The organism is Cupriavidus sp. FW305-F7, from assembly GCF_058782875.1.
Map to the genome: position 1 here is coordinate 108,812 of NZ_JBYSYC010000014.1, position 22,916 is coordinate 131,727.

The 22,916-nt window shown below is 67.0% G+C and carries 18 protein-coding genes, 1 tRNA gene and 1 pseudogene; 15 read left to right on the plus strand and 5 right to left on the minus strand.

The features are described from left to right. Positions 1-74 precede the first annotated feature (74 nt). Positions 75-1,352, plus strand: a complete 1,278-nt coding sequence (locus tag AC3WL8_RS15490) for an MFS transporter (RefSeq protein WP_153954944.1) — start codon at positions 75-77, stop codon at positions 1,350-1,352. Between the two features lie 7 nt (positions 1,353-1,359). Here the strand turns inward: AC3WL8_RS15490 and AC3WL8_RS15495 are convergent, their stop codons facing one another. Then, positions 1,360-2,301, minus strand: a complete 942-nt coding sequence (locus AC3WL8_RS15495) for a LysR family transcriptional regulator (RefSeq protein ID WP_492378404.1) — start codon at positions 2,299-2,301, stop codon at positions 1,360-1,362. Positions 2,302-2,419: 118 nt separating this feature from the next. On the opposite strand from AC3WL8_RS15495, the gene AC3WL8_RS15500 reads away from it, so the two are divergent. From AC3WL8_RS15500 to AC3WL8_RS15515, 4 genes are all read left to right on the plus strand, one after another. Beyond that, the gene (locus AC3WL8_RS15500; RefSeq protein WP_492378405.1) at positions 2,420-3,412 is read left to right on the plus strand and encodes a Bug family tripartite tricarboxylate transporter substrate binding protein; all 993 of its coding nucleotides are present in this window, start codon (positions 2,420-2,422) and stop codon (positions 3,410-3,412) included. Between the two features lie 294 nt (positions 3,413-3,706). Beyond that, positions 3,707-4,174 (plus strand): bacterioferritin, encoded by a 468-nt coding sequence (gene bfr / locus AC3WL8_RS15505; protein ID WP_013955362.1) that lies wholly within the window; start codon positions 3,707-3,709, stop codon positions 4,172-4,174. An 86-nt stretch (positions 4,175-4,260) separates the two neighbouring features. Next, positions 4,261-4,335, plus strand: a tRNA-Cys gene (locus tag AC3WL8_RS15510). Between the two features lie 319 nt (positions 4,336-4,654). Further along, entirely contained in the window at positions 4,655-5,098 is a 444-nt protein-coding gene (locus AC3WL8_RS15515; RefSeq protein WP_153954946.1) for a GNAT family N-acetyltransferase, read from the plus strand. Positions 5,099-5,122: 24 nt separating this feature from the next. On the opposite strand, the gene dmeF is transcribed toward AC3WL8_RS15515, so the two are convergent. Then, positions 5,123-6,112, minus strand: coding sequence for a CDF family Co(II)/Ni(II) efflux transporter DmeF (gene dmeF / locus AC3WL8_RS15520; RefSeq protein WP_492378406.1), 990 nt, complete (start codon positions 6,110-6,112; stop codon positions 5,123-5,125). 379 nt (positions 6,113-6,491) lie between these two features. Further along, entirely contained in the window at positions 6,492-7,952 is a 1,461-nt protein-coding gene (locus AC3WL8_RS15525) for an aminotransferase-like domain-containing protein (RefSeq protein WP_492378407.1), read from the minus strand. A gap of 329 nt (positions 7,953-8,281) precedes the next feature. On the opposite strand from AC3WL8_RS15525, the gene aptA reads away from it, so the two are divergent. From aptA to AC3WL8_RS15540, 3 genes and pseudogenes are all read left to right on the plus strand, one after another. Beyond that, positions 8,282-9,613 carry an omega-aminotransferase AptA gene (gene aptA, locus AC3WL8_RS15530; protein ID WP_492378408.1) on the plus strand — a complete coding sequence of 444 codons (1,332 nt, stop codon included), beginning with the start codon at positions 8,282-8,284 and terminating at the stop codon, positions 9,611-9,613. A gap of 109 nt (positions 9,614-9,722) precedes the next feature. After that, positions 9,723-11,240, plus strand: coding sequence for a CoA-acylating methylmalonate-semialdehyde dehydrogenase (locus tag AC3WL8_RS15535; RefSeq protein WP_013955367.1), 1,518 nt, complete (start codon positions 9,723-9,725; stop codon positions 11,238-11,240). Positions 11,241-11,319: 79 nt separating this feature from the next. Next, positions 11,320-11,669: pseudogene (locus AC3WL8_RS15540) on the plus strand (VOC family protein). A gap of 6 nt (positions 11,670-11,675) precedes the next feature. Here AC3WL8_RS15540 and AC3WL8_RS15545 read toward each other — a convergent pair. Next, positions 11,676-12,653 carry a GlxA family transcriptional regulator gene (locus tag AC3WL8_RS15545; protein ID WP_153954950.1) on the minus strand — a complete coding sequence of 326 codons (978 nt, stop codon included), beginning with the start codon at positions 12,651-12,653 and terminating at the stop codon, positions 11,676-11,678. Between the two features lie 164 nt (positions 12,654-12,817). Here AC3WL8_RS15545 and AC3WL8_RS15550 point away from each other — a divergent pair, with 164 nt between their 5' ends. The 3 genes from AC3WL8_RS15550 to bcaP all read left to right on the plus strand — a co-directional run bounded on the left by AC3WL8_RS15550 (position 12,818) and on the right by bcaP (position 15,868). Then, on the plus strand, positions 12,818-14,068 hold the full coding sequence (locus AC3WL8_RS15550; RefSeq protein ID WP_492378409.1) for an MFS transporter: 1,251 nt from the start codon (positions 12,818-12,820) through the stop codon (positions 14,066-14,068). Between the two features lie 7 nt (positions 14,069-14,075). Beyond that, positions 14,076-14,279, plus strand: a complete 204-nt coding sequence (locus tag AC3WL8_RS15555; RefSeq protein WP_492378410.1) for a hypothetical protein — start codon at positions 14,076-14,078, stop codon at positions 14,277-14,279. Positions 14,280-14,470: 191 nt separating this feature from the next. Continuing rightward, positions 14,471-15,868, plus strand: coding sequence for a branched-chain amino acid transporter BcaP (bcaP, locus tag AC3WL8_RS15560; RefSeq protein ID WP_492378411.1), 1,398 nt, complete (start codon positions 14,471-14,473; stop codon positions 15,866-15,868). A gap of 6 nt (positions 15,869-15,874) precedes the next feature. Here the strand turns inward: bcaP and AC3WL8_RS15565 are convergent, their stop codons facing one another. Then, positions 15,875-17,281: an aminotransferase-like domain-containing protein gene (locus AC3WL8_RS15565; protein ID WP_013955375.1), complete on the minus strand. Its 1,407-nt coding sequence runs from the start codon at positions 17,279-17,281 to the stop codon at positions 15,875-15,877. 209 nt (positions 17,282-17,490) lie between these two features. Between AC3WL8_RS15565 and AC3WL8_RS15570 the strand changes: the two genes are divergently transcribed. From AC3WL8_RS15570 to AC3WL8_RS15585, 4 genes are all read left to right on the plus strand, one after another. Next, complete coding sequence (locus AC3WL8_RS15570) at positions 17,491-17,829, plus strand: DUF2917 domain-containing protein (RefSeq protein WP_492378412.1); 339 nt, start codon at positions 17,491-17,493, stop codon at positions 17,827-17,829. 281 nt (positions 17,830-18,110) lie between these two features. Continuing rightward, positions 18,111-21,401 carry a fused isobutyryl-CoA mutase/GTPase IcmF gene (gene icmF / locus AC3WL8_RS15575; RefSeq protein ID WP_211980590.1) on the plus strand — a complete coding sequence of 1,097 codons (3,291 nt, stop codon included), beginning with the start codon at positions 18,111-18,113 and terminating at the stop codon, positions 21,399-21,401. 141 nt (positions 21,402-21,542) lie between these two features. Continuing rightward, positions 21,543-21,980, plus strand: coding sequence for an HIT family protein (locus AC3WL8_RS15580; protein ID WP_013955378.1), 438 nt, complete (start codon positions 21,543-21,545; stop codon positions 21,978-21,980). A 52-nt stretch (positions 21,981-22,032) separates the two neighbouring features. Then, positions 22,033-22,887, plus strand: a complete 855-nt coding sequence (locus AC3WL8_RS15585; protein WP_153953181.1) for a 3-hydroxybutyryl-CoA dehydrogenase — start codon at positions 22,033-22,035, stop codon at positions 22,885-22,887. Positions 22,888-22,916 lie beyond the last annotated feature (29 nt).

A 22,916-nucleotide genomic window follows, 5' to 3' on the forward strand; every position in this document is an offset into this window, starting at 1 on the left:
TATTACGAATTGAGCGGCGCCGTGCCTATCAGGTGCCGCCCGGAGACCGATGTCCGCCCTTAGGGAGACCTCGCATGACCATGTCCTACCAGCCGCGCCGCGCGTGGTTGACCGCAGTGCTGTTGTTCTTCTTCCTGGTGGTCAACGCCATGGACAAGATGGTGGTGGGCCTGCTGGCCGCGCCGATGATGGATGAACTGGGGCTGACGCCGGCGCAGTTCGGCCTGGTCGGCAGCAGCTTCTTCTGGCTGTTCGCGGTGTCCGGCGTGCTGGGCGGCTTTCTTGCCAACCGTACGCCGACCTCGCGGCTGCTGGTCTGCATGGCGCTGGCATGGTCGCTGTGCCAGATCCCGCTGGCGCTGTCGTCCAGCCTGGCGGTGCTGATCATCTCGCGCATCCTGCTGGGCTTCATGGAAGGGCCGGCTGCGCCGGTGGCGATCCACGCCTGCTACAAGTGGTTTCCGGACCGCCGGCGCAACCTGCCCGTGGCGGTGCTGACGCAGGGGGCCGGGATCGGCATCGTGCTGGCGGGCTTTCTGATCCCGGCGGTCGCCGTGCATTGGGGCTGGCGCGCCAACTTCTACGTGCTGGCGGCGCTGGGTGTGCTGTGGGCCGTGGCCTGGCTGACGCTCGGGCGCGAAGGGACGCTCGACGAACACCCGGCGGGGCATGGCGCCCCCCACGCCCCCGCGGCCGCCGGCGCGCCGCAGCGCCTGCCATACCGCGTATTGCTGAGCGATCCCACGGTGCTCGGCTGCTTCGCGCTGCGGCTGGCGGCATACTGGGGCCTGGCGCTGTGCCTGACCTGGATCCCGGCCTACCTGCAGAGCGGGCTGGGCTTCGGCCACGCCGTCAGCGGCAAGCTGTTCGCGCTGATCATCGGCACCAACCTGCCGTTGACGCTGGCCATTGCGTGGTTCTCTGAACGGCTGCTGGCGCGCGGCGTGTCGTCGCGGGTGGCGCGCGGGCGGGTCTCGGCCGGCATGCTGCTGCTGGCCGGCGGCTTCTTCCTGTTGCTGCTGTGGCCGGACACCACGCCGGCCATGCGGGTGAGCCTGCTGGTAGTGGCATGCGTGTGCGCGCCGGCGATCTATTCGCTGGGCCCGGCGATGCTGGCCGAGGTCGTGCCGGCGGGGCAGCGCGGTGCGATCCTCGCCATCGATGCATCGGTGTCGTCGCTGGCTGGCGTGCTGGCGCCGCTGGTCACGGGCGTGCTGGTGCAGAACGTTCCGGGGGCACGCGGTCAACCCCGAGCGCTCGCGCCGCCGGCTGGCCGTGCACCTGCCGTCGCGTGTCGAAGCGGGGCACCCCGCGGTGGCTGCTGGCTGAATCCCGAACGGCCCGGGCGATGACCCGGGCCTACGGCCCGGCACCGCCGCTGGCTTGCGCCACCGCTTCGTGCACCAGCGCCGCGAATGCGCGCATGGCCGGCGACGGTGAGCGCCCGGCCAGCGACACGATCCCATACTGCGCCCTCAGCTCGGTTGGCGGGTGCATCGGCAGGGCCACGGCCATGCCTTGCGCGCAGGCGTCGGCCATCATCGCCACGGGCACCAGCGCCACGGCATCGACGGCCAGCAGCAGCGAGCGCAGCGCGTGCATGTCGTTGCAGGTGACGGTCATCAGCCCGGGCGCGTCCTCGGAGACCGGGCCGCTGCCACCGCGGGCTTCATGCAGTGCCTGCCGGAAGAAGTGCAGGATATGCGCCGGCAGCCGGGTCCCGGCCACCGGATAGGCGCGCAGCTCAGCCAGGGTGACTTCGCGCTGCCGCGCCAGCGGATGCCCGCTGCGCACGAAGAATGCCGTTTCCAGCGCCGGCAGCCGGTCAATCTGCAGGTGTCCCAGTTCCGCCAGGCTGCGGCTTTCGCCGACAAAGACATCGAGGCGTTCCGCTTCGAGCGAACGCCGCATGGCCGGCGTGTCCGCGGTCTCCAGGTCGATGCGCAACTGCGGGTAGCGCCGCACCAGCGCCTCAAGCACGGGATCGAGCAGGAACGATGCCGCAAACGGCCCGAAGCCAGCGCAGATCGTGCCGATTTCTACTTCCTCCAGCAATTGCAGGTCGCGCCGCAACTCGCGCTGTTCGCGTAGCATGCGGCGCGCGCGTTCGAGCGCCAGCATGCCGGCGGCGGTTGGCCGCACCTTGCCGTAGCTGCGGTCGACCAGCGGCCCCAGGTCCGCTTCCAGCGCCTGGATGCTGCGCGTGAGCGCCGGCTGCGACAGGTGCAGGGCGCTGGCGGCACGGGCAAAACTGCCTTGCTCGACCAGCGTGACGAAGTGATGCAGCTGCCTTAGCCCCACGTCAGCCCCAGTAAGTTAACCAATTCTGCATCAAAAACTGAAAAATATTGCATTGGACGTAATTTCTCAAGCCCGCTAACGTTGTCCTCCAAAACCATAAAGACGACCTGGAGACGACATGAACCGACGCGCATGGCTCGCGCTGGCCGCTGGCGGGCTGATTGGCGGGTTTTCGCTCAGCCTGGCCCTGCCCGCCGCGGCACAGACCTATCCCGCCAAACCGATCCGCATCGTGGTGCCTTATGTGGCCGGCGGCGGCACCGACACCATCGCCCGTGCCATGGGCGAAAAGCTCAGCAAGCGCCTGGGCCAGCCCGTGGTGGTGGACAACAAGGCGGGCGCCTCGGGCATCATCGGCACCGACGCCGTGGCCAAGGCCGCGCCGGATGGCTACACGCTGTTGATGACCCTGACGCAGTCGGTGCTGACCAACCAGTTCCTGTACCAGAAACTGCCCTACGACCCGCGCAAGGACCTGACCATGATCAGCGTGCTGGCCGATGCGCAGCTGGTGCTGGTGGCCCATCCGTCGGTGCCGGCGCGCACCGTGCGTGAACTGGGCGAATACGTGCGCAGCCGGCCAGGCAAGCTCAGCTATGCCTCGTGGGGCGTGGGTTCGCTGTCGCACCTGAGCGGCGCCTACTACAGCAAGCTGGTGCACGGCCAGGCCACGCACGTGCCCTACAAGGGCGAGGCGCCGATGATGCAGGACCTGCTGGGCGGGCAGGTGCAGTTCGGTTTTGCCAGCATCCTGACCGCCAAGCCCTATATCCAGAGTGGCAAGCTCAAGGCGCTGGCGGTGACCGGCACGCAGCGCAGCAGCGCATTGCCTGACATGCCTACCTTCGCTGAGTCCGGCATGCAGGACAGCGCCTTCAAGACCGTCGGCTGGATCGGCCTGGTGGCGCCGGTGGGCGTGCCCGCGCGGATTCTCGCCAGGCTTGAAGGCGAAGTGCGCGCCATCCTGCAGGCGCCCGACATGCAGGAGCGACTGGTCGCGCTGGGGCTGCGCACGGTGGGCAGCTCGCCGGCCGAGGCGCAGGCGCTGTATGCGCGTGACTGGCCGGTGCTGAAGACGCTGGTGGCGGATTCGGGCGCGAAGCTCGACTGATTTACACGACTGGTTTCCGATGGCGGGCGGTGCGGCAATTGCCGTGTGCGCCCGCTTTTCTATTTGCACAATGCCGCGCGGTGCGCTTTTGGAAATCGAATGGAAACCATTGGTATTCGCATCCGCAATGGCGCGTGAAAACCCGGCGAAAATGCTGCAGCAAGGCCGAATTTGCTTGATGTCCGCTTTTGCCGGACTACCATGAAATGCGCGGCGGGATTATCACTGCGGGGTTTTCGTGATTACGAAAATGAGAGTGGGTCCATCGGTTTTGAGGGGTCGTTGGGGGCAGTCATGAAAAGCGACAAAAAGGTGATCCAGTTGCTCAATGGCCAGCTCCGCCATGAGTTGACCGCGATCAACCAGTATTTCCTGCATGCCCGCATGTACCGGCATTGGGGGCTCGGTGCGCTGGGCAAGCACGAGTACGAGGAATCGATCGAGGAAATGAAGCACGCGGACAAGCTGATCGAGCGCATCCTGTTGCTCGATGGCCTGCCCAACCTGCAGGACCTGGACAAGCTGCTGCTCGGCGAGAACACCGAGGAGATGCTCGGCTGCGACCTGAAGCTCGAACAGGTGTCGCAGGCCAGCTGCAAGGAAGCGATCAAGTTTTTCGAATCGGTCGGCGATTATGTCTCGCGCGAGATCGTGGTCGATATCCTGGCCGACACCGAGGAACATATCGACTGGCTCGAGGCGCAGCTGGAGCTGGTGAACAAGGTCGGGCTGCAGAACTACATCCAGTCCGCGATGGGCTAGGGTCCGGTACCGTCTCCTGCAAAGATTTCCATTTCCCGCTACACTGCGGCCCGCAGCACGTAGCGTCGCACAGACGCGGCGTCAGCGGCGGGGTGGCAGAGTGGTGATGCAACGGCCTGCAAAGCCGTACACGACGGTTCGATTCCGTATCCCCGCCTCCAGTTTTTTCTTTGCCCGGCACATGTTGCCGGGCAGTCTTGCGCGCGCCCGCGCAATTTCCCCGTTTTTCATGCGCCTGTCACAGTGACCCGCCATGCACGGCAGCCATGCCGTGGCGCGCGTAATGCCCGCGATGGCTCGGGCCATTTCGGCCTCGCTGTTCCGTTACTTCCCCAATAGAACAATGCCACCGAATCAGGTAATGTTGCCCGATAGGCCACATGGCCTGCGTGCAACCCGTGCCGCCGGATGGCGGCACAACCATGTCCGGGCTTCCATGGTGTCCCCGTCGCGAGGTGATGTGAAAAAGAGAGGCTCCAGATGATCAAAGACTTGCGGATCCGGGCGGCCGTGCCCTCGGACGCGCCAGCCGTGGGCAGCGTGCTGGAACGCTGCGGCCTGCCCGTGGACGATGTGGCCCGCTTGCTCGAGCACTTCCACATTGCCATCCTTGGCGCGCAGATCATTGGCTGCGCTGCCGGCGAGCGTTTCGGCGAGACCGTGGTGATCCGCAGTGTTGCCGTATTGCCGGAACACCGCGACCAGGGCGTGGCCACGCATGTGGTGCGCGCCGCGCTGATGCGTGCTCGCGCCAATGGCGCGCGGCGCGCGGTGCTGCTGGCCTCAAGCTGCCCGAGCTATTTCGCGCGCTACGGTTTTACGCTGGTGCCGGCCGCGAAGCTGCCGGCCGAGGTCATGTCATCGAGCGAATTCCACCGCCATACCGATACACCGCCGCTATGCATGTGGTGCGAGCTGGACTGAACCCGCAAGCACCGATGACAAGCCTCAGTGCGCGCCGTCGCAGCGGCTGATCTCCACCGTTACGTGCACCAGTTCCTCATGCACGGATAGTGCCTCGCGCACGCGCTGCGGGGTCAGCACCGGATCGTGCGTGACCAGGCAGGCGATGCAGGCAAACTGCTGCCGGCCCACGCGCCACACATGCAGGTCGGTCACGCGGGTGCGCTTCTCGCCGTTGGCGTAGGCAGGGTCCAGGCCCGCCAGCACCTCGCGCACTTCTTCCACCACCGGGTGGTCCATCTCGCGGTCCAGCAGCACGGTGCCGCTCTGGCGCAGCAGGCCGACGGCCCACCTGCCGACCAGCGCGGCGCCCACCAGGCCCATCACCGGATCCAGCCACGCCCAGCCCAGCCACCAGCCGCCGGCCAGCGCGACAAGCGCCAGCACCGAGGTCGCGGCGTCGGCCAGCACATGCATGTAGGCGGCGCGCAGGTTGATGTCGTGGTGGTGGCCGTGGCCGTGATCATGGTCATGGCCGTGGTGATGGTGGCCATGGTCGTGCCCGTGGTCGTGCCCGTGCGCATGGCCGCCAAGGATCAGCGCGCAGCCCAGGTTGACCAGCAGGCCGAGCGCGGTCACGGCCATGGCCTCGCGGTAGTGGATGGCCTGCGGGCTGAACAGCCGCTCGACCGAGCCGGCCGCCATCAGCGCCGCGATGCCTAGCAGGAACACCGCGCTGGCAAAGCCGGCCAGCACTTCGATTTTCCACGTGCCGAAGGCAAAGCGCCGGTCGCCGGCGTAGCGGCGCGCGGCGGCATAAGCGACGGCCGACAGGCCGATGGCCAGGGCGTGCGAGCTCATGTGCCAGCCATCGGCCAGCAGCGCCATCGAGTTGAACCAAAGGCCGGCGGCGATCTCCACCACCATGGTGGCGGCGGTGATTGCCATCACCAGGCGCGTGCCGCGTTCGGCGGCGCGGTTGCCGGCGTCGAAGGCGTGGCTGTGGGTCCAGGCGGACAAGTCGTGGCTATGCATGGTCGGGTTCTGCTGAGCGCTTGAGAGGTGAAATCCTCACCCTGCGTGGGGTAATGCAGTCACAAGGGTAGCAGAGCCCCGGCGCTTCGGCGGCCGCGTCCCTGACGGTTGCAGGGACAGCTGGCGCGTATTTTGTGTGCCCCCCGCGATACAAATAGCCCTTGATTGTCCGCGGGAATTCCATGCGAGCCTTACATACATTCATGAATGGATGTATGATCCAACGAAGAATTCACACTGCCTTAACGATTTTGTTGTCCATTCCGAGATGAGTTATCGATTTATCGCTATCTGCCTGACCGCCTGGCTGGGCCTCTGCGCCACCGCGGGCTGGTTTGTCGAGCGCCTCTGGAGCTGACCCCTGCGTCCTGCGCGGATGCTAGGCCGCGCGCGGCGCCTGTGCCAGCCGGTCGAAGAATTGCCACAGCTGTGGCGCATCGCCGGTGGCCACGTTGAAGCGGATCCACGGCGAATCGGTCTCGTCCGGCTCGAAATACGACCCTGGCGCCAGCCAGATGCCATGCTCCAGCGCCAGCGTGGCCAGCCGGTTGCCGTGCAGCGGCTCGCCACGGCGGCTGGCCTGCAGCCGCGCCTGTGCCGCCTCGTTCAGGCGTGCCCAGGCGAACATCCCGCCCTCCGGGCGCAGCAGCACCTCCAGCCCGTGGGCTTCCATCTTTTCCGTGACGCGATCCTGCTGCGCGCGCAGGCGCTCGGCCAGCGCCGCCACGTGGCGGCCGTAGTGGCCGCTGGTCAGCACCGAGTAGACCAGCCGCTCGGTGACTTCCGATGAGGTCAGGCCGACCGCCATCTTGGTGCGCGCGAAGGCCTTGGCCAGGTCGGGGCTGGCGGCCAGATAGCCGACCCGCAGCGACGGCGTGATGGTCTTGGAAAAGCCATTGATATAGACCACCTGCGACAGCCCGTCCATGGCCGCCAGCATCGGCGAGCCGGCCGGCGCCAGCTCGCGGTAGATATCGTCCTCCACCACCAGCAGCCGGTGCTGCTCGGCCAGCTGCAGCACGCGGAAGGCGTTCATGCTGCTCAGGCTGGCGCCGGTCGGGTTCTGCAGCACGGTATTGATAAAGAGCGCGCGCGGGGCGTGGGCGCGGATGGCATCGTCCAGCGCATCGGTATCGAGCCCCGCCGCCGAGCGCGGCACGCCCACCACGCGCAGCCCCGCCAGCCGCAGGATCTGCAAGAGGTTGCAGTAGCAGGGCGATTCCACCAGCACCGTATCGCCGGCACGCAGCAGCGTGCGCACCACCAGGTCCAGCGCCTGCGTGGCGCCCTGCGTCAGTACCACCTGCTGCGCCTGCAGCGGGATGCCGTACTGGCCCAGGCCTGCGGCGATATGCTCGCGCAGCGGCGCGAAGCCGTAGGGATGGCCGTAGCCCGACAGCTGCGCCGCCGGCACGCGCGCCGAGGCGCGCATGGCCTGGTGCAGCCCTTCCTCGTTGAGCCAGTCGCCGGGCAGCCAGCCAGCGCCAGCCTTGATCGGCACCGAGTGGTCGGCGAACACATCCGACAGCAGCCACGCCGCGTTCAGACCCGGCGCCTCCCAGTGCGGCGCGCGCGCGCGCCCGGCGGGGGCATGGCGGTGCGCCACGGTATAGCCCGAGCCCGGGCGCGCTGCCAGGTAGCCCAGCGCGGTCAGCCGGCCGTAGGCCTCGGCCACGGTGAAGGTGCTGACGTGGTGGTGCTGCGCAAAGCGGCGCACCGAAGGCAGGGCGGTGCCGGCGCGCAGCGCGCGCTGCTCAACCAGTGCGGCGATGCCGGCAACGATCTGCTCGGTCAGGGTGTCGCCCTCGCGGCGGCTGCGGGTCAGGTTCAGGGTCAGCATCAGGCACTCAGGCAGGCGTGAACCTGTACAGTTTAGCGGCTGGAGGCAGGCCAGGCTGCGGTGGCTTTCCGCAAAGCGAAATTTGCCGCAGTGCAGCGTGGGATCTCACCCAGCAGTCCAGGGCGGGTCGTGGCACGGGGGCGGGCTGGCGGCACCCCGATGGCGCTTGCCTGTACGGTTTGGCATGTTCAAACTGCACGGTAAGGCAGCCTTGTCCGGACTGTATATTTTGTCGGCCAGGCGCCGCCGGTAGAGTGGCCCTCATTGCCGACGCGCTGCCCGCCAGCGTGCTACCCGCCAATCCGACCCGATTCCCCCTAGGAGGACGTATGGACGCCGCCAAGACCGTGATTCCCGATCTCGATGCCCTGTGGATGCCCTTCACCGCCAACCGCCAGTACAAGGCGGCGCCGCGCCTGCTGGCGTCGGCCAGCGGCATGTACTACACCACCCACGACGGCCGCCAGATCCTGGACGGTTGTGCCGGCCTGTGGTGCGTGGCCGCCGGCCACTGCCGCAAGGAAATCTCCGAGGCCGTAGCGCGCCAGGCCGCCACGCTGGACTATGCGCCGCCGTTCCAAATGGGCCATCCGCTGTCGTTCGAGGCCGCCACCAAGGTGGCCTCGATCATGCCGCAGGGCCTGGATCGCATCTTCTTCACCAACTCGGGCTCGGAGTCGGTCGACACCGCGCTGAAGATCGCGCTGGCCTACCACCGTGCACGCGGCGAAGGGCAGCGCACGCGTTTTATCGGCCGCGAGCGCGGCTACCACGGCGTGGGCTTCGGCGGCATGGCGGTGGGCGGCATTGGCCCCAACCGCAAGGCGTTCTCGGCCAACCTGATGCCGGGTACCGACCATCTGCCGGCCACGCTGAATATCGCCGAGGCAGCCTTCTCCAAGGGCCAGCCGCAATGGGGCGCGCACCTGGCCGATGAGCTGGAGCGCATCCTGGCGCTGCACGACCCGTCCAACGTTGCCGCCGTGATCGTCGAGCCGCTGGCCGGCTCCGCCGGCGTGCTGGTGCCGCCGGTCGGCTACCTGGAAAAGCTGCGTGAAATCACCAGCAAGCACGGCATCCTGCTGATCTTCGACGAGGTCATCACCGCCTTCGGCCGCCTGGGCGCCGCCACCGCGGCGGAGCGCTTCAAGGTCACGCCGGACCTGATCACCATGGCCAAGGCGATCAACAACGCCGCGGTGCCGATGGGCGCCGTCGCCGTGCGCCGCGAAGTGCATGACACCGTGGTCAATTCGGCCGCGCCGGGCGCGATCGAGCTGCTGCATGGCTACACCTACTCCGGCCACCCGCTGGCCGCGGCTGCCGCCATCGCCACCCTCGACCTGTACCAGCGCGAGAACCTGTTCGGCCGCGCCGCCGAACTGGCGCCGGTGTTCGAAGCCGCGGTGCACGACGTACGCAGCGCGCCGCACGTGAAGGACATCCGCAACTACGGCCTGGTCGCCGGCATCGAGCTGGAGCCGCGTCCCGGCCAGCCCGGCGCGCGCGCGTATGAGGCCTTCCTGAAGTGCCTGGAGCTCGGCGTGCTGGTGCGCTACACCGGCGACATCCTGGCGTTCTCGCCGCCGCTGATCATCTCTGAAGCCCAGATCGGCGAACTGTTCGATACGGTGAAGAAGGCGCTGCAGGACATCAAGTAAGCGGCGCGCGCCGCATCGCATTGCCGCCGGACCTGCGGGTCCGGCCTCCCTGACTGCACGCCGGGGCGCGCGCTGACTTGCGTGCCGCGGCAATCGAAGGAAATCCCAAGTGAGCATCGCAGAAAACCGGCAACTTGCCGAGATCCACCATTTCATCGGCGGCGCCGTGCGCCGCGCCGGCGGCCAGCGCCATGCGGACGTATTCAACCCCGCCACCGGCGAGGTCGCAGCGCGCGTGGCGCTAGGGACCACGCAGGACGTGGCCGATGCCGTCGCCGCCGCCCAGGCCGCGTTCCCCGCCTGGGCCGACACGCCGCCGCTGCGCCGCGCGCGCATCCTGTTCAAGTTCAAGGAACTGCTCGACCAGCACCACGATGACCTGGCCGCGCTGATCACGCGCGAGCATGGCAAGGTGTTCTCGGATGCGAAGGGCGAAGTCACGCGCGGCATCGAGGTGGTGGAATTCGCCTGCGGCATCCCCAACCTGCTCAAGACCGATTTCACCGACAACATCGGCGGCGGCATCGACAACTGGAACCTGCGCCAGCCGCTGGGCGTGGTGGCCGGCATCACGCCGTTCAACTTCCCGGTGATGGTGCCGATGTGGATGTTCCCGGTGGCAATCGCCTGCGGCAATACCTTCGTGTTGAAGCCGTCGGAGCGCGATCCGTCGCCGAGCCTGCTGATTGCCGATCTGCTGCGCCAGGCGGGATTGCCCGATGGCGTGTTCAATGTCGTGCAGGGCGACAAGGAAGCCGTGGACGCGCTGCTCGCGCATCCAGACGTCCAGGCGCTGTCGTTCGTCGGCTCGACGCCGATCGCCGAGTACATCTATACGGAAGGGACCAAGCACGGCAAGCGCGTGCAGGCCTTGGGCGGCGCCAAGAACCACCTGGTGGTGATGCCGGATGCCGATCTCGACCAGGCGGTCGATGCGCTGATCGGTGCCGCGTATGGTTCTGCCGGCGAACGCTGCATGGCGATCTCGGTCGCCGTAGCGGTGGGCGATGTCGCCGACAAGCTGGTGCCGCGCCTCGCGGAACGCGCGCGCACGCTGAAGATCCGCAACGGCATGGAGTCCGATGCCGAGATGGGCCCGCTGGTGACCGGTGCGCACAAGGCCAAGGTCGAAGGCTATATCGCCAAGGGTGTGCAAGAGGGCGCGACGCTGGTCACCGATGGCCGCGGTCACAAGGTCGATGGCCATGAGAACGGCTTCTATGTTGGCGGCACGCTGTTCGACAACGTCAAGCCCGACATGACGATCTACAAGGAAGAGATCTTCGGCCCGGTGCTGTCGGTAGTGCGTGTGCATGACTTTGCCGAAGCGGTGTCGCTGATCAATGCGCACGAGTACGGCAACGGCGTGTCGTGCTACACCAGCGACGGCGGCATTGCGCGTGCGTTTGCGCGGCAGATCCAGGTGGGCATGGTCGGCATCAATGTGCCGATCCCGGTGCCGATGGCCTGGCACTCGTTTGGCGGGTGGAAGCGCTCGCTGTTCGGTGACCACCATGCCTATGGCGAAGAGGGCGTGCGCTTCTATACGCGCTACAAGAGCGTGATGCAGCGTTGGCCGGATTCGATCGCCAAGGGCGCTGAGTTCACCATGCCGGTGGCTAAGTAGTTTGTTGTGCCTATTGGCGGGGACCGGTTGGCGGTCCCCGCTCCGTTCAGGGCGGCCCGCTTGTTCAAGGAGGCAGGGGATGAACGTCAGACGTATCGTCGCCAATATCTCGGCCGCGGAGCCTTCGCTTGCGCGCGCCTTCTACCAGGACGTCCTTGGTCTCGACCTGCTGATGGATCACGGGTGGATCCAGACTTATGGCCGCGACACTGCCATGTCCGTTCAGGTCAGCGTGGCGTCGGAGGGTGGCAGCGGTACACCCGTGCCGGACCTGTCCATAGAGGTTGACGAGTCAATGAAGCGCATCGCCGCATGGTGGCCGCGGGCTTTGCCATCGAATACGGCCCTGCCGACGAGCCGTGGGGCGTGCGCCGTTTCTATGTGCGTGATCCGTTCGGGCGACTGGTGAATATCCTCAGGCACGCCTGAGCGCGGCTATTCCGCGCTGCACGTGCTGGCCTGCCGGTAGGCGCTCGGCGTGCCGGCTTCTCCCTTGTTCCAGCAGGCGCGGAAGGCCTGCACGCTGGCGAAGCCGCTCTTCAACGCGATCGCTTCCACCGGCAGCGTCGATGCGGCCAGCAGCTTGCGCGCGCGTGCCATGCGCAGGGTCAGCTGGTATTGCTTCGGCGTGAGGCCGGTTTCCTCATGGAACAGGCGCGACAGGTGCCTGACGCTGACCGCGAAACGCTGCGCAAAGCGCGGGTCAGCGACGTTGGCTTCCAGGTCGCGCGCGATCGCATCCTGCACTGCATGCACCAGCGGATTGCCGTGCGAGCGTGCGCTGAACTGCGGTTCAAGCTGCGGATCGGCGCCGAAGCGCCGGAACGGCACGACGTTGTCGCGCGCCACCGCAATCGCGGCCTCGTCGCCGCAGGCGTTGGCCACCAGCCGCAGCGCCAGGTCGATGCCGGAGGCCACGCCGGCCGAGGTCCAGACATTGCCGTCGCGGACGAACACTCGGTTGTCGATCACCGAGGCATCCGGATGGCGCGCGCGCAGGCGCTTGATATGTGCATGGTGTGTCGTGCACAGGCGCCCGTCGAGCAGGCCCGCTGCGCCGAGCAGAAAGGCGCCGGTGCAGACTGCGGCCACCTGCACGCCGCCATTCCTGCCCTCACCAAAGCTATCCCTCAACCATGCCGCGCTATCGTGCCACGCAGGCGATGTCGTCAGTGTGTCCAGAAGTTTGCTGCCAACGGCAATGACCACGTCGCCGGCTTCGAGCCGGGCGGGCAGGCGTTCAACCCGGCCAAGCGCCGGACCCTGGAAGGACGTGACGCTGGAATGCGGGCCGACGCAGCGCACAGTGAGTGGCGCAAGGCCAAGTTCTGCCACACTCGACAGGATCTGTAGCGGCCCGCCGAGGTCGAGCATGTGGACATTGGGCAGCACCAGGAAATAGGCGGTAGTCATCACCAGTGTGGAGATCGCGAGGCCGATGCCGGCATTCTCGCGCGAATTGCAGGCTTTGTATCGGTGATGGCCGAAAATTTGCTTTTCTGGTCCATGGCGTTGTCCCGGCAGGCGGCCGGCCTTCCTTAGCATGGTCAACGAATCCCTGCCAAAGAGAGATCGCCATGCACCGCACCCGCCTGCCCGCCGTCACCGTGGCCCTGGTCGCCATCGGCTTTGCCGTGATGTTCGTGTCGACCGCGGTGAAGGGCCTCTACCAGGTGTACTTCGTCGACCTCGCCACGCACTTCGGGCAGGGCCGTGCGCAGTTTGCCTGGTCCGGTAGTGTCTTTATGCTGGCCACCGGGCTGATGTCGCCGGTGGTCGGCGCGCTCAGCGATCGCGTCGGCCCGCTGCGCACTGCGGCCGCCGGTGCGCTGGCGGCAGGCATTGCGCTGGGCAGCGCGGCGCTGTGGCCGGGATCGCTGACGTTTTTCGTGCTGATGTTCGGCCTTGCCGGCGCGTTCGGGCTGGCGGCCATGACCTTTGTGCCGATGGGTATCCTGGTGGACCGGCTGTTCGAGGAACGCAGGAAGGGGCTGGCCTATGCGGTGGTTACCAACGGCACCGCGATCGGCTTTGTCGTGCTGTCGCCGCTGTGGATCTGGCTGCAGCCGCAGGCGGGCTGGATCACCGCGTTCGGCGTGGCGGGTGCGGTGTTTGCGTTGCCGGTGGCCGGCGCCTTGTGGCTGGCTTCGCGCTGGGAGCCGGCGTCCGCACCGGCGCCACGCACGGCCGAGGCCGACGTGCCGGCATGGACGGTGGTGCGGCGTGACCCGGTGTTCTATGCGCTGGCAGCCGGCTTCTTCGGCTGCGGCGCCACCATGGCCTTTATCGACGTGCACCTGATCGCGTACTGGCAGGGGCAGGGCGTGCCGCGGCTGGCGATGGGCTATGCGATGAGCACGCTCGGTGCACTGGAGCTGGCCAGCGGCCTGGTCTCCGGCGCGCTGGCACTGAGCTGGGACAAGCACCGGCTGCTGGCCACGTTCTACGCGCTGCGCTCGGCGTCGATGCTGTTGCTGCTGGTGCCGGGCCTGGGCGTGCTGCCGTTTGCGGTCGGCTTTGGCGCCAGCTACCTGGGCACGGTGATCCTGACCTCGATGTTCTGCTTCGAGCGCTATGGCAGCCGGATCAAGGGCAAGGTGTTCGGCCTGCTGTTCCTGGGGCACCAGCTGGGTGCCTTCCTGACGGTGCAACTGGGGGCGTGGTCGTTCGATGCCACGCGCAGCTACCAGCACAGCATCACGGCGCTGGTGGCGGTGACGCTGTGCTCCGCCGCGTGTTCGTGGTTTGGCCTGCGCCGCGCGGGACCGTTGCCGGCACTGGCCAAGGGCCCGGCGCACGCCGCGGTGCCCGAGGCTGCGAGCCGCTGAAGTGCTGATGCTGCCGCGGCTCCTGCTTGCCTGCGCGGCCCTAGCTCCGCTGGGGCTGGCGGTCTGGGCGATGCCGTGGGCGCTGCGCGCAAGGATTGCCGCGCTGGCGGCACTGGCTCTTGCCGGCGCCGCACTGCTGGCACTCGATCCGCTTGCCGCCGCACTAGCGCGCGTGGACGGCATCCTGTCGGCGCCCGGCTGCGGCGGCTGACATCCTCCCTCTGCAGTTTGTCTGCGGTCAGTGCCGGCCAGCCTGGCCTTTCCTATCATTCGATGACGCGCCTGCCTCGCGCGGGCGCGCAATGTGACGCCTTCGCGCCGCGGCGGGCGTAAACTACCGCCCTTTTTTTCAGGCCGCGCGCCTCCCCGCCGCGTGCCCGGCCACAGTTGCAGGGAGTCTGAATGAGCTTGTTCCGAACCAAGGACATCGACGCGATGCTGGCCGTCGCGCGCGATGACGGCCTGAAGAAGGTGCTGGGTCCGATCGACCTGGTGATGATGGGCATCGGCGCCATCATCGGCACCGGCATTTTCGTGCTGACCGGCACCGGCGCGCTGACCGCGGGGCCGGCGCTGACGGTGTCGTTCGTGATCGCGGCGCTGGCCTGCGGCTTTGCCGCGCTGTGCTACGCGGAGTTTGCCTCGGCGATCCCGGTGTCGGGGTCGATCTATACGTACAGCTACGCCACGCTGGGCGAGATCGTCGCGTGGATGATCGGCTGGGACCTGCTGCTGGAATACGGGCTGGCCACGTCCGCCGTGTCGGTGGGATGGTCGGGCTACTTCCAGTCGCTGATGGCGGGCTTCGGGCTGAAGCTGCCGGCGGCGCTGAGCGCGGCGCCAGGGTCCGTGCCGGGGGTGAAGACCATGCTGAACCTGCCGGCGTGCCTGATCATGCTGGCCATCACCTGGGTGGTGTCATATGGCGTGCGCGAATCCACGCGCATCAACAACCTGATGGTGGCGGTCAAGATTGGTGTGGTGCTGCTGTTTATCGCGGTGGGCGTGTGGCATGTGCAGCCGGCCAACTGGCAGCCGTTCGCGCCATTCGGCTTTGCCGGCATCTTCAATGCGGCGGCGCTGGTGTTCTTTGCCTTTATCGGCTTCGACGCGGTGACCTCGGCCGCGGAAGAGGTGCGCAACCCGCGCCGCGACCTGCCGATCGGCATCATCGGTTCGCTGGCGGTGTGCACGGTGCTGTATGTGGTGGTGGCCGCCATCATGACCGGCATCGTGCCGTTCGCGAAGTTCACCGGCGTGGACCACCCTGTCTCGCTGGCGCTGCAGTTCGCGGGCCAGAACTGGGTGGCGGGCTTTGTCGACCTGGGCGCAATCCTGGGCATGACCACGGTCATCCTGGTGATGACCTATGGCCAGACCCGCGTGATCTTTGCGATGTCGCGCGACGGCCTGCTGCCCGAGCGGTTGTCTTCCGTGCACCCGGTGCATGCCACGCCGTATTTCGCCACCTGGACCGTGGGCATCGTGTTTGCCGCGATTGCCGCCTTCGTGCCGCTGAGCGTGCTGGCCGAGCTGATCAATATCGGCACGCTGGCGGCCTTCACGCTGATCTCGGTGGCGGTGCTGGTGCTGCGCAAGACCCGGCCCGAGCTGCCGCGCGCGTTCCGTTGCCCGGGCGTGCCGGTGGTGCCGCTGCTGTCAATCGGCTTCTGCCTGTTCCTGATGGCACACCTGCAGGCGCTGACCTGGATTGCCTTCCTGGTGTGGCTGGCGGTGGGGCTGGTGATCTACTTCGGCTACGCGCGGCGCAATGCCGTGCTGCATAACCACGGCGGCTGAGCGCCTTCAGCTGCCGCGCCCGGCCGCGGCCTTCATGAAGGCCACCGCGCGCGGCTCGTTGGCGTAGGCGGCGTTGATCCGGATCCATGCCGAGGTCTCGCCGCCCGGGCGGAAGTAGTTGCCTGGGGCCAGCGTCACGCCGTATGCCTCGCCCAGCGTCACCAGTTCGCGCGAATCCTCGATGCCGGGCGGGCGTGCCCACAGGAAGTTGCCGCCGGACGGCTGGCAGAACACCTCCCAGCCGTTGCCGGTCAGCTGCCGCACGGCATTGGCGGAGGCCTCGCGCACGCGCAGGCGCAGCCGCTCCACATATTTGCGGTAGCCGCCGCGTTCCAGCAGCGCCGCCGTCACCGCCTCGGCGAAGTGCGAGCCGGCCACGCTGGTCAGCACCTTCACATCGACCAGGTCCTTGACCAACGCCTTGTCGGCCACCAGGTAGCCGACCCGCAGCGAGGCCGACACCGTCTTGGAAAAGCCGCCGATGTAGATCACGTGCTCAAGCTGGTCCAGCGTGGCCAGTCGGTCGGTGAAGTGGGTCTGGAAGTCCGAGAAGATGTCGTCCTCGACAAAGCGGAAGCCATGCCGGCGCGCCAGCTCCAGCAGCCGGAATGCCACCGGCGGCGCCAGCGTCGACCCGGTCGGGTTCTGCAGCACGCTGTTGGTGAAGAACAGCTTGGGCTTGTGCTGGCGCAGCAGCGCCTCGGTGGCGTCTGGGTCGGGCCCGTTGGCCGTGTGCGGCACGCCCACCAGTTGCACCCCATGCAGCCGCAGCAGGCCGAACAGGTTGTAGTAGCCGGGATCTTCCACGAACACCGTATCGCCGGGCTTGAGCAGGTGGCGCACCACCAGGTCCAGCGCCTGGCTGGCACCGGTGGTGATCAGCACTTGCGGCAGTTCGGCGGCGATGCCCAACTGGCGCACGCGCAGCAACACCTGGCGGCGCAGTTCCGGATGCCCCATCGGCGTGGCGTAGTGGATCACGCTGTCGATCTCGTTGCGCGAGATCGCGCGGATCGCCTGCGTCAGCCCCTCAACGTCGCGCCAGGTTTCCGGCACAAAGCCGCCGGCCAGCTTGAGCGTGCCGCTGGGGTGGTTGAACTGCTCGAGGATGTGGTCGGAAAGATCCTCGGCCAGGCTCGGATCCGACCAGCCGCACGCTGAGCGCCCCGCCAGCGGACTGTCCGCCACATAGAAGCCAGAACCCTGGCGCGAATCCAGCAGCCCCTGCGATACCAGCCGGTCATAGGCTTCGATCACCGGGAAGCGGCTGATGCCGTTCGCGGCTGCCAGCTGACGGATCGACGGCAGCTTTGCGCCGGGCCGAGCCTCGCGGTTGCCGATCCACGACTTCACGCCGTTGACGATCTGATCGGTCAGTGGAATTCCGGTAGAAGCATCTAAGATTAGTTTCATAAGGCAGGGCAGCCGGGGGAAACCGGAGGACGCAACTGTCAGGGAAAACTACTGAACAGTTCATCGAAAACTGTTCACAACTGTACATGGGATTGTAGTGAGGGATGCGAATAATGGAAGCATGGCGGAGAAAGGCGCCGGCTCCTGTGGTCATTCGGCGTCCAGGAGTCGGCACCGGACCAGACCGCCGGGCTGATGAGGAGTGCGACATGCGCGAACTACGGACTTTCGAACTGGACGACCCCGGACAGCCAGTGAGCTGGCGCGCCGGTTACGGGCAGACCGTCTGCGCGGCGGTGGGCAAGCTGTGGGTGACGGTGGAAGGCAATCCCACTGACATCTGGCTGGAGCCGGGCGCCGAACTGCCGTTGCCGGAGGGCTACCGGGTGTGGCTGTCGGGCGATGGCGCGGGCGCGCGCTTCGCGCTGGCCCAGGTGCCGGCGCCGTGGTCGCTGCGGCGGCTGGCGGCGTGGCTGCGGGCGATGCGGCACCGGGTGGAGGAGCACAGCACCGATGCGTTCGGGGAGTGCCCGAGGATCTGGGCCTGAGCGGCCACTCACGCTGTGCCGGAACGGCCACCTGCGGGTGGCCTTTTGTTTGCCCGGGGGCTTGCGCGGCGCCTGCCGCGGGCGCCTACTCTATAAGGACTGCCCCGCCCCACGCACGCCGGTATCGGGGTTCCGCCCCATTGCTTTACGTTAACGTCAACTTCATATAATCGATCGGCCCCGACCCGGGGCGCAGCCCGCGCATTTGCAGCCAAGCCGGCACAAAACGGCACGTCCGGCGCACGCCGCGGCAGCAGCCAACACCAGAAACGGTGGAGACAATGACCGACCTTTCCGATGTGCATGATGTGCGCCGCGGTGCGCCCCAGCCCAAGCCCACTGTGCAAGGCCGCGGTCCGGTCAACAAGGTGCGCTTTGTCACGGCGGCGTCGCTGTTCGATGGCCATGACGCCTCGATCAACATCATGCGCCGCATCCTGCAGTCGCATGGCTGCGAGGTGGTCCACCTCGGCCACAACCGCTCGGTCGAGGAAGTGGTGACGGCGGCGCTGCAGGAAGACGCGCAGGGCATCGCGATTTCCAGCTACCAGGGGGGACATGTCGAGTTCTTCAAGTACATGGTCGACCTGCTGCGCGAGAAGGGCGGCGAGCACATTCAGGTCTTTGGCGGCGGCGGCGGCGTGATCGTGCCGGACGAGATCCGCGAGCTGCAGGCCTACGGCGTGGCGCGCATCTTCAGCCCCGAGGACGGCCAGCGCATGGGCCTGGCCGGCATGATTGCCGACATGGTGCAGCGCTGCGACATCGACCTGTCGCGCTATGCGCCGGCCACGTTGGAACCCGTTGCCCGTGGCGATCGCCGCGCGCTGGCCCAGCTGATCACCGCGCTGGAGAACGGCAAGGCCGATCCCGCGCTGGTGGGCGCGATGCATGCGCAGGCAAAGCAGGCATCGATTCCGGTGCTCGGCATCACCGGCACCGGCGGCGCCGGCAAGTCGTCACTGACCGACGAACTGATCCGCCGCTTCCGGCTGGACCAGCAGGATGCGCTCTCCATCGCCGTGATCTCGATCGACCCGTCGCGGCGCAAGTCTGGCGGCGCGCTGCTGGGCGACCGCATCCGCATGAACGCGATCAACCACCCGAACATCTTCATGCGCTCGATGGCGACGCGCGAGGCGGGCTCGGAGATCTCGCAGGCGCTGCCGGACGTGATCGCCGCGTGCAAGGTGGCCGGTTTCGACCTGGTGATCGTCGAGACCTCGGGCATCGGTCAGGGCGATGCAGCCATTGTGCCGCACGTCGACCTGTCGCTCTATGTGATGACGCCCGAGTTCGGCGCGGCCAGTCAGCTCGAGAAGATCGACATGCTGGACTTTGCCGACTTCGTCGCCATCAACAAGTTCGACCGCAAGGGCGCGCAGGACGCGTGGCGCGATGTGGCCAAGCAGGTGCAGCGCAACCGCGAGCAATGGCACGGCAAGGCCGAGGACATGCCGGTGTACGGCACGCAGGCGTCGCGCTTCAATGACGATGGCGTGACCATGCTGTACCAGGGACTGCGCGCGGCGCTGGCCGAACGCGGCCTGAAGCTGCAGCCGGGCGTGCTGCCGGCGCAGGCGGGGCGCATCTCCACCGGCCAGAATGTGATCGTGCCGCCGGCGCGCAGCCGCTACCTGGCGGAACTGGCAGACACGGTGCGCGGCTACCACCGCCGCGTGATGACGCAAAGCCGCCTGGCGCGCGAGCGCCAGCAGCTGCGTGAATCGAGCCGCATGCTGCAGGCCGCGCAAGGCGATGGCGCGGCGCTGGACGCGCTGGCCGCCGAACGCGACAGCGCGCTGGGCCAGGTCGAACGCAAGCTGCTGGCGATGTGGCCCCAGATGCGCGAAGCCTACAGCGGCGACGAATACGTGGTCAGGATCCGCGACAAGGAGATCCGCACGGGGCTGGTCACCACCACGTTGTCCGGCACCAAGGTGCGCAAGGTGGTGCTGCCGCGCTTCGAGGATGACGGCGAGGTGCTGAAGTGGCTGATGCGCGAGAACGTGCCCGGCAGCTTCCCCTACACCGCCGGCGTGTTCGCCTTCAAGCGCGAGAACGAGGACCCCACGCGCATGTTCGCCGGCGAGGGCGATGCCTTCCGCACCAACCGCCGCTTCAAGCTGGTGTCCGAAGGCATGGATGCCAAGCGCCTGTCGACGGCGTTCGACTCGGTCACGCTGTATGGCGAAGACCCGCACGTGCGCCCCGACATCTACGGCAAGGTCGGCAACTCCGGCGTGTCGATCGCCACGCTCGACGACCTGAAGGTGCTGTACGACGGCTTCGACCTGACCAGCCCGAGCACCTCGGTGTCGATGACCATCAACGGCCCGGCCCCGACCATCCTGGCGATGTTCATGAACACCGCCATCGACCAGCAGCTCGACAAGTTCCGCGCCGACAACCAGCGCGAGCCCACCGCAGACGAGGAAGCCAAGATCCGCGCCTGGGTGCTGCAGAACGTGCGCGGCACGGTGCAGGCGGACATCCTCAAGGAAGACCAGGGCCAGAACACCTGCATCTTCTCCACCGAGTTCTCGCTCAAGGTGATGGGCGATATCCAGGAGTACTTTGTCCACCACCAGGTGCGCAACTTCTACTCGGTGTCGATCTCCGGCTACCACATCGCCGAGGCCGGCGCGAACCCGATCTCGCAGCTGGCGTTCACGCTGTCCAACGGCTTCACCTATGTGGAGGCGTACCTGGCGCGCGGCATGCATATCGATGATTTCGCGCCCAACCTGTCGTTCTTCTTCTCCAACGGCATGGACCCCGAGTACAGCGTGCTGGGCCGCGTGGCGCGCCGCATCTGGGCCGTGACCATGCGCGACAAGTACGGCGCCAACGAGCGCAGCCAGAAGCTCAAGTACCACATTCAGACCTCGGGCCGCTCGCTGCATGCGCAGGAGATCGACTTCAACGATATCCGCACCACGCTGCAGGCGCTGATCGCGATCTACGACAACTGCAATTCGCTGCACACCAACGCCTACGACGAGGCCATCACCACGCCCACCGGCGAGTCGGTGCGCCGCGCGCTGGCGATCCAGCTGATCATCAACCGCGAGTGGGGCGTGGCCAAATGCGAGAACCCCAACCAGGGCAGCTTCCTGATCGAAGAGCTGACCGACCTGGTGGAAGAGGCGGTGCTGCAGGAGTTCGAGCGCATCGCCGAGCGCGGCGGCGTGCTGGGCGCGATGGAGACCGGCTACCAGCGCGGCAAGATCCAGGAAGAGTCGCTCTACTACGAGCAGCTCAAGCACGACGGCACGCTGCCCATCATCGGCGTGAACACGTTCCGCAACCCGGACGGCGACCCGACCCCGCAGAAGCTGGAACTGGCGCGCTCCAGCGAGGCCGAGAAGCAGAGCCAGCTCGACCGCCTGCAGGCGTTCCAGCAGGCCCATGCGGCCGAGGCCCCGGCCATGCTGGCGCAGTTGCGCCAGGCGGTGATCGACAACCAGAACGTATTCGCGGTGCTGATGGACGCAGTGCGGGTTTGCTCGCTGGGGCAGATCACGCACGCGCTGTTCGAGGTGGGCGGGCAATACCGGCGCAATATGTAGAGCCGGCGGCACCGCGTAGCAAGCAGTGCCCGATTACCGCGCAGGGCGGCCGCAGTGAAGGGCCGCCCTGCGTTACACTCGAAGGCTGTGCCGGCGCCCGCGCCACGGCAAACGTATTCGAGACAAAGCAAGCCAAAGATCATGGACACCCAGTACAACCCGACCAATATCTTCGCGAAGATCCTGCGCGGCGAGCTGCCGTGCATCAAGGTCTACGAGGACGACGACACCATCGCCTTCATGGACATCATGCCGCAGGCCGACGGCCATACGCTGGTGGTGCCCAAGGAAGCCGCGGTCAACCTGTTCGACCTGTCCGAGCAGGGCGCGCAGGCCGCCATCGTTGCCACGCAGCGGGTGGCGCGCGCGGTGCGCGCGGCGTTTGCGCCCGACGGCATCTCCATCGGCCAGTTCAACGGCGCGGCCGCGGGCCAGACCGTGCCGCACGTGCATTTCCATATCGTGCCGCGCTATGCCGACAGTGCCCTGCGCGGCCACGCGCGCGAGATGCAGGACCCGGAACAGCTCAAGGGTCATGCCGAGCGCATCATTGCCGCGCTGCGCGAGCAGGGCGCCTGAACCCGCGCCTGAACCGATTTATCAGCAATCCAACCAAGCAGAGGAAGACAAGATGAGCATCAGGACAGTGGGCATCGTCGGTGCCGGCACCATGGGCAATGGCATCGCCCAGGCCTGCGCAGTGGTAGGTCTCAACGTGGTGATGGTCGACATCAGCGATGCCGCCGTGCAGAAGGGTGTTGCCACCGTGGCGGGCAGCCTGGACCGGCTGATCAAGAAGGAAAAGCTGACCGAGGCCGACAAGGCCAGCGCGCTGGCGCGCATCAAGGGCAGCACCTCGTACGACGATCTCAAGGCCACTGATATCGTGATCGAGGCCGCGACCGAGAACTACGACCTGAAGGTCAAGATTCTCAAGCAGATCGACAGCATCGTCGGCGAGAACGTGATCATCGCGTCCAACACCTCGTCGATCTCGATCACCAAGCTGGCCGCCGTGACCTCGCGCGCCGACCGCTTTATCGGCATGCACTTCTTCAACCCGGTGCCGGTGATGGCGCTGGTGGAACTGATCCGCGGCCTGCAGACCAGCGACACCACCCATGCCGCCGTCGAGGCCCTGTCGAAGCAGCTCGGCAAGTACCCGATCACGGTCAGGAACAGCCCGGGCTTCGTCGTCAACCGCATCCTGTGCCCGATGATCAACGAGGCCTTCTGCGTGCTGGGCGAAGGCCTGGCCTCGCCGGAAGAGATCGATGAAGGCATGAAGCTGGGCTGCAACCACCCGATCGGCCCGCTGGCGCTGGCTGACATGATCGGCCTGGACACCATGTTGGCCGTGATGGAAGTGCTGTACACGGAGTTTGCCGATCCGAAGTACCGCCCGGCGATGCTGATGCGTGAGATGGTGGCTGCCGGCTACCTGGGCCGCAAGACCGGCCGCGGCGTGTACGTCTATAGCAAGTAAGCTTCCCGGCACTTGCTGCGTGGCACGGC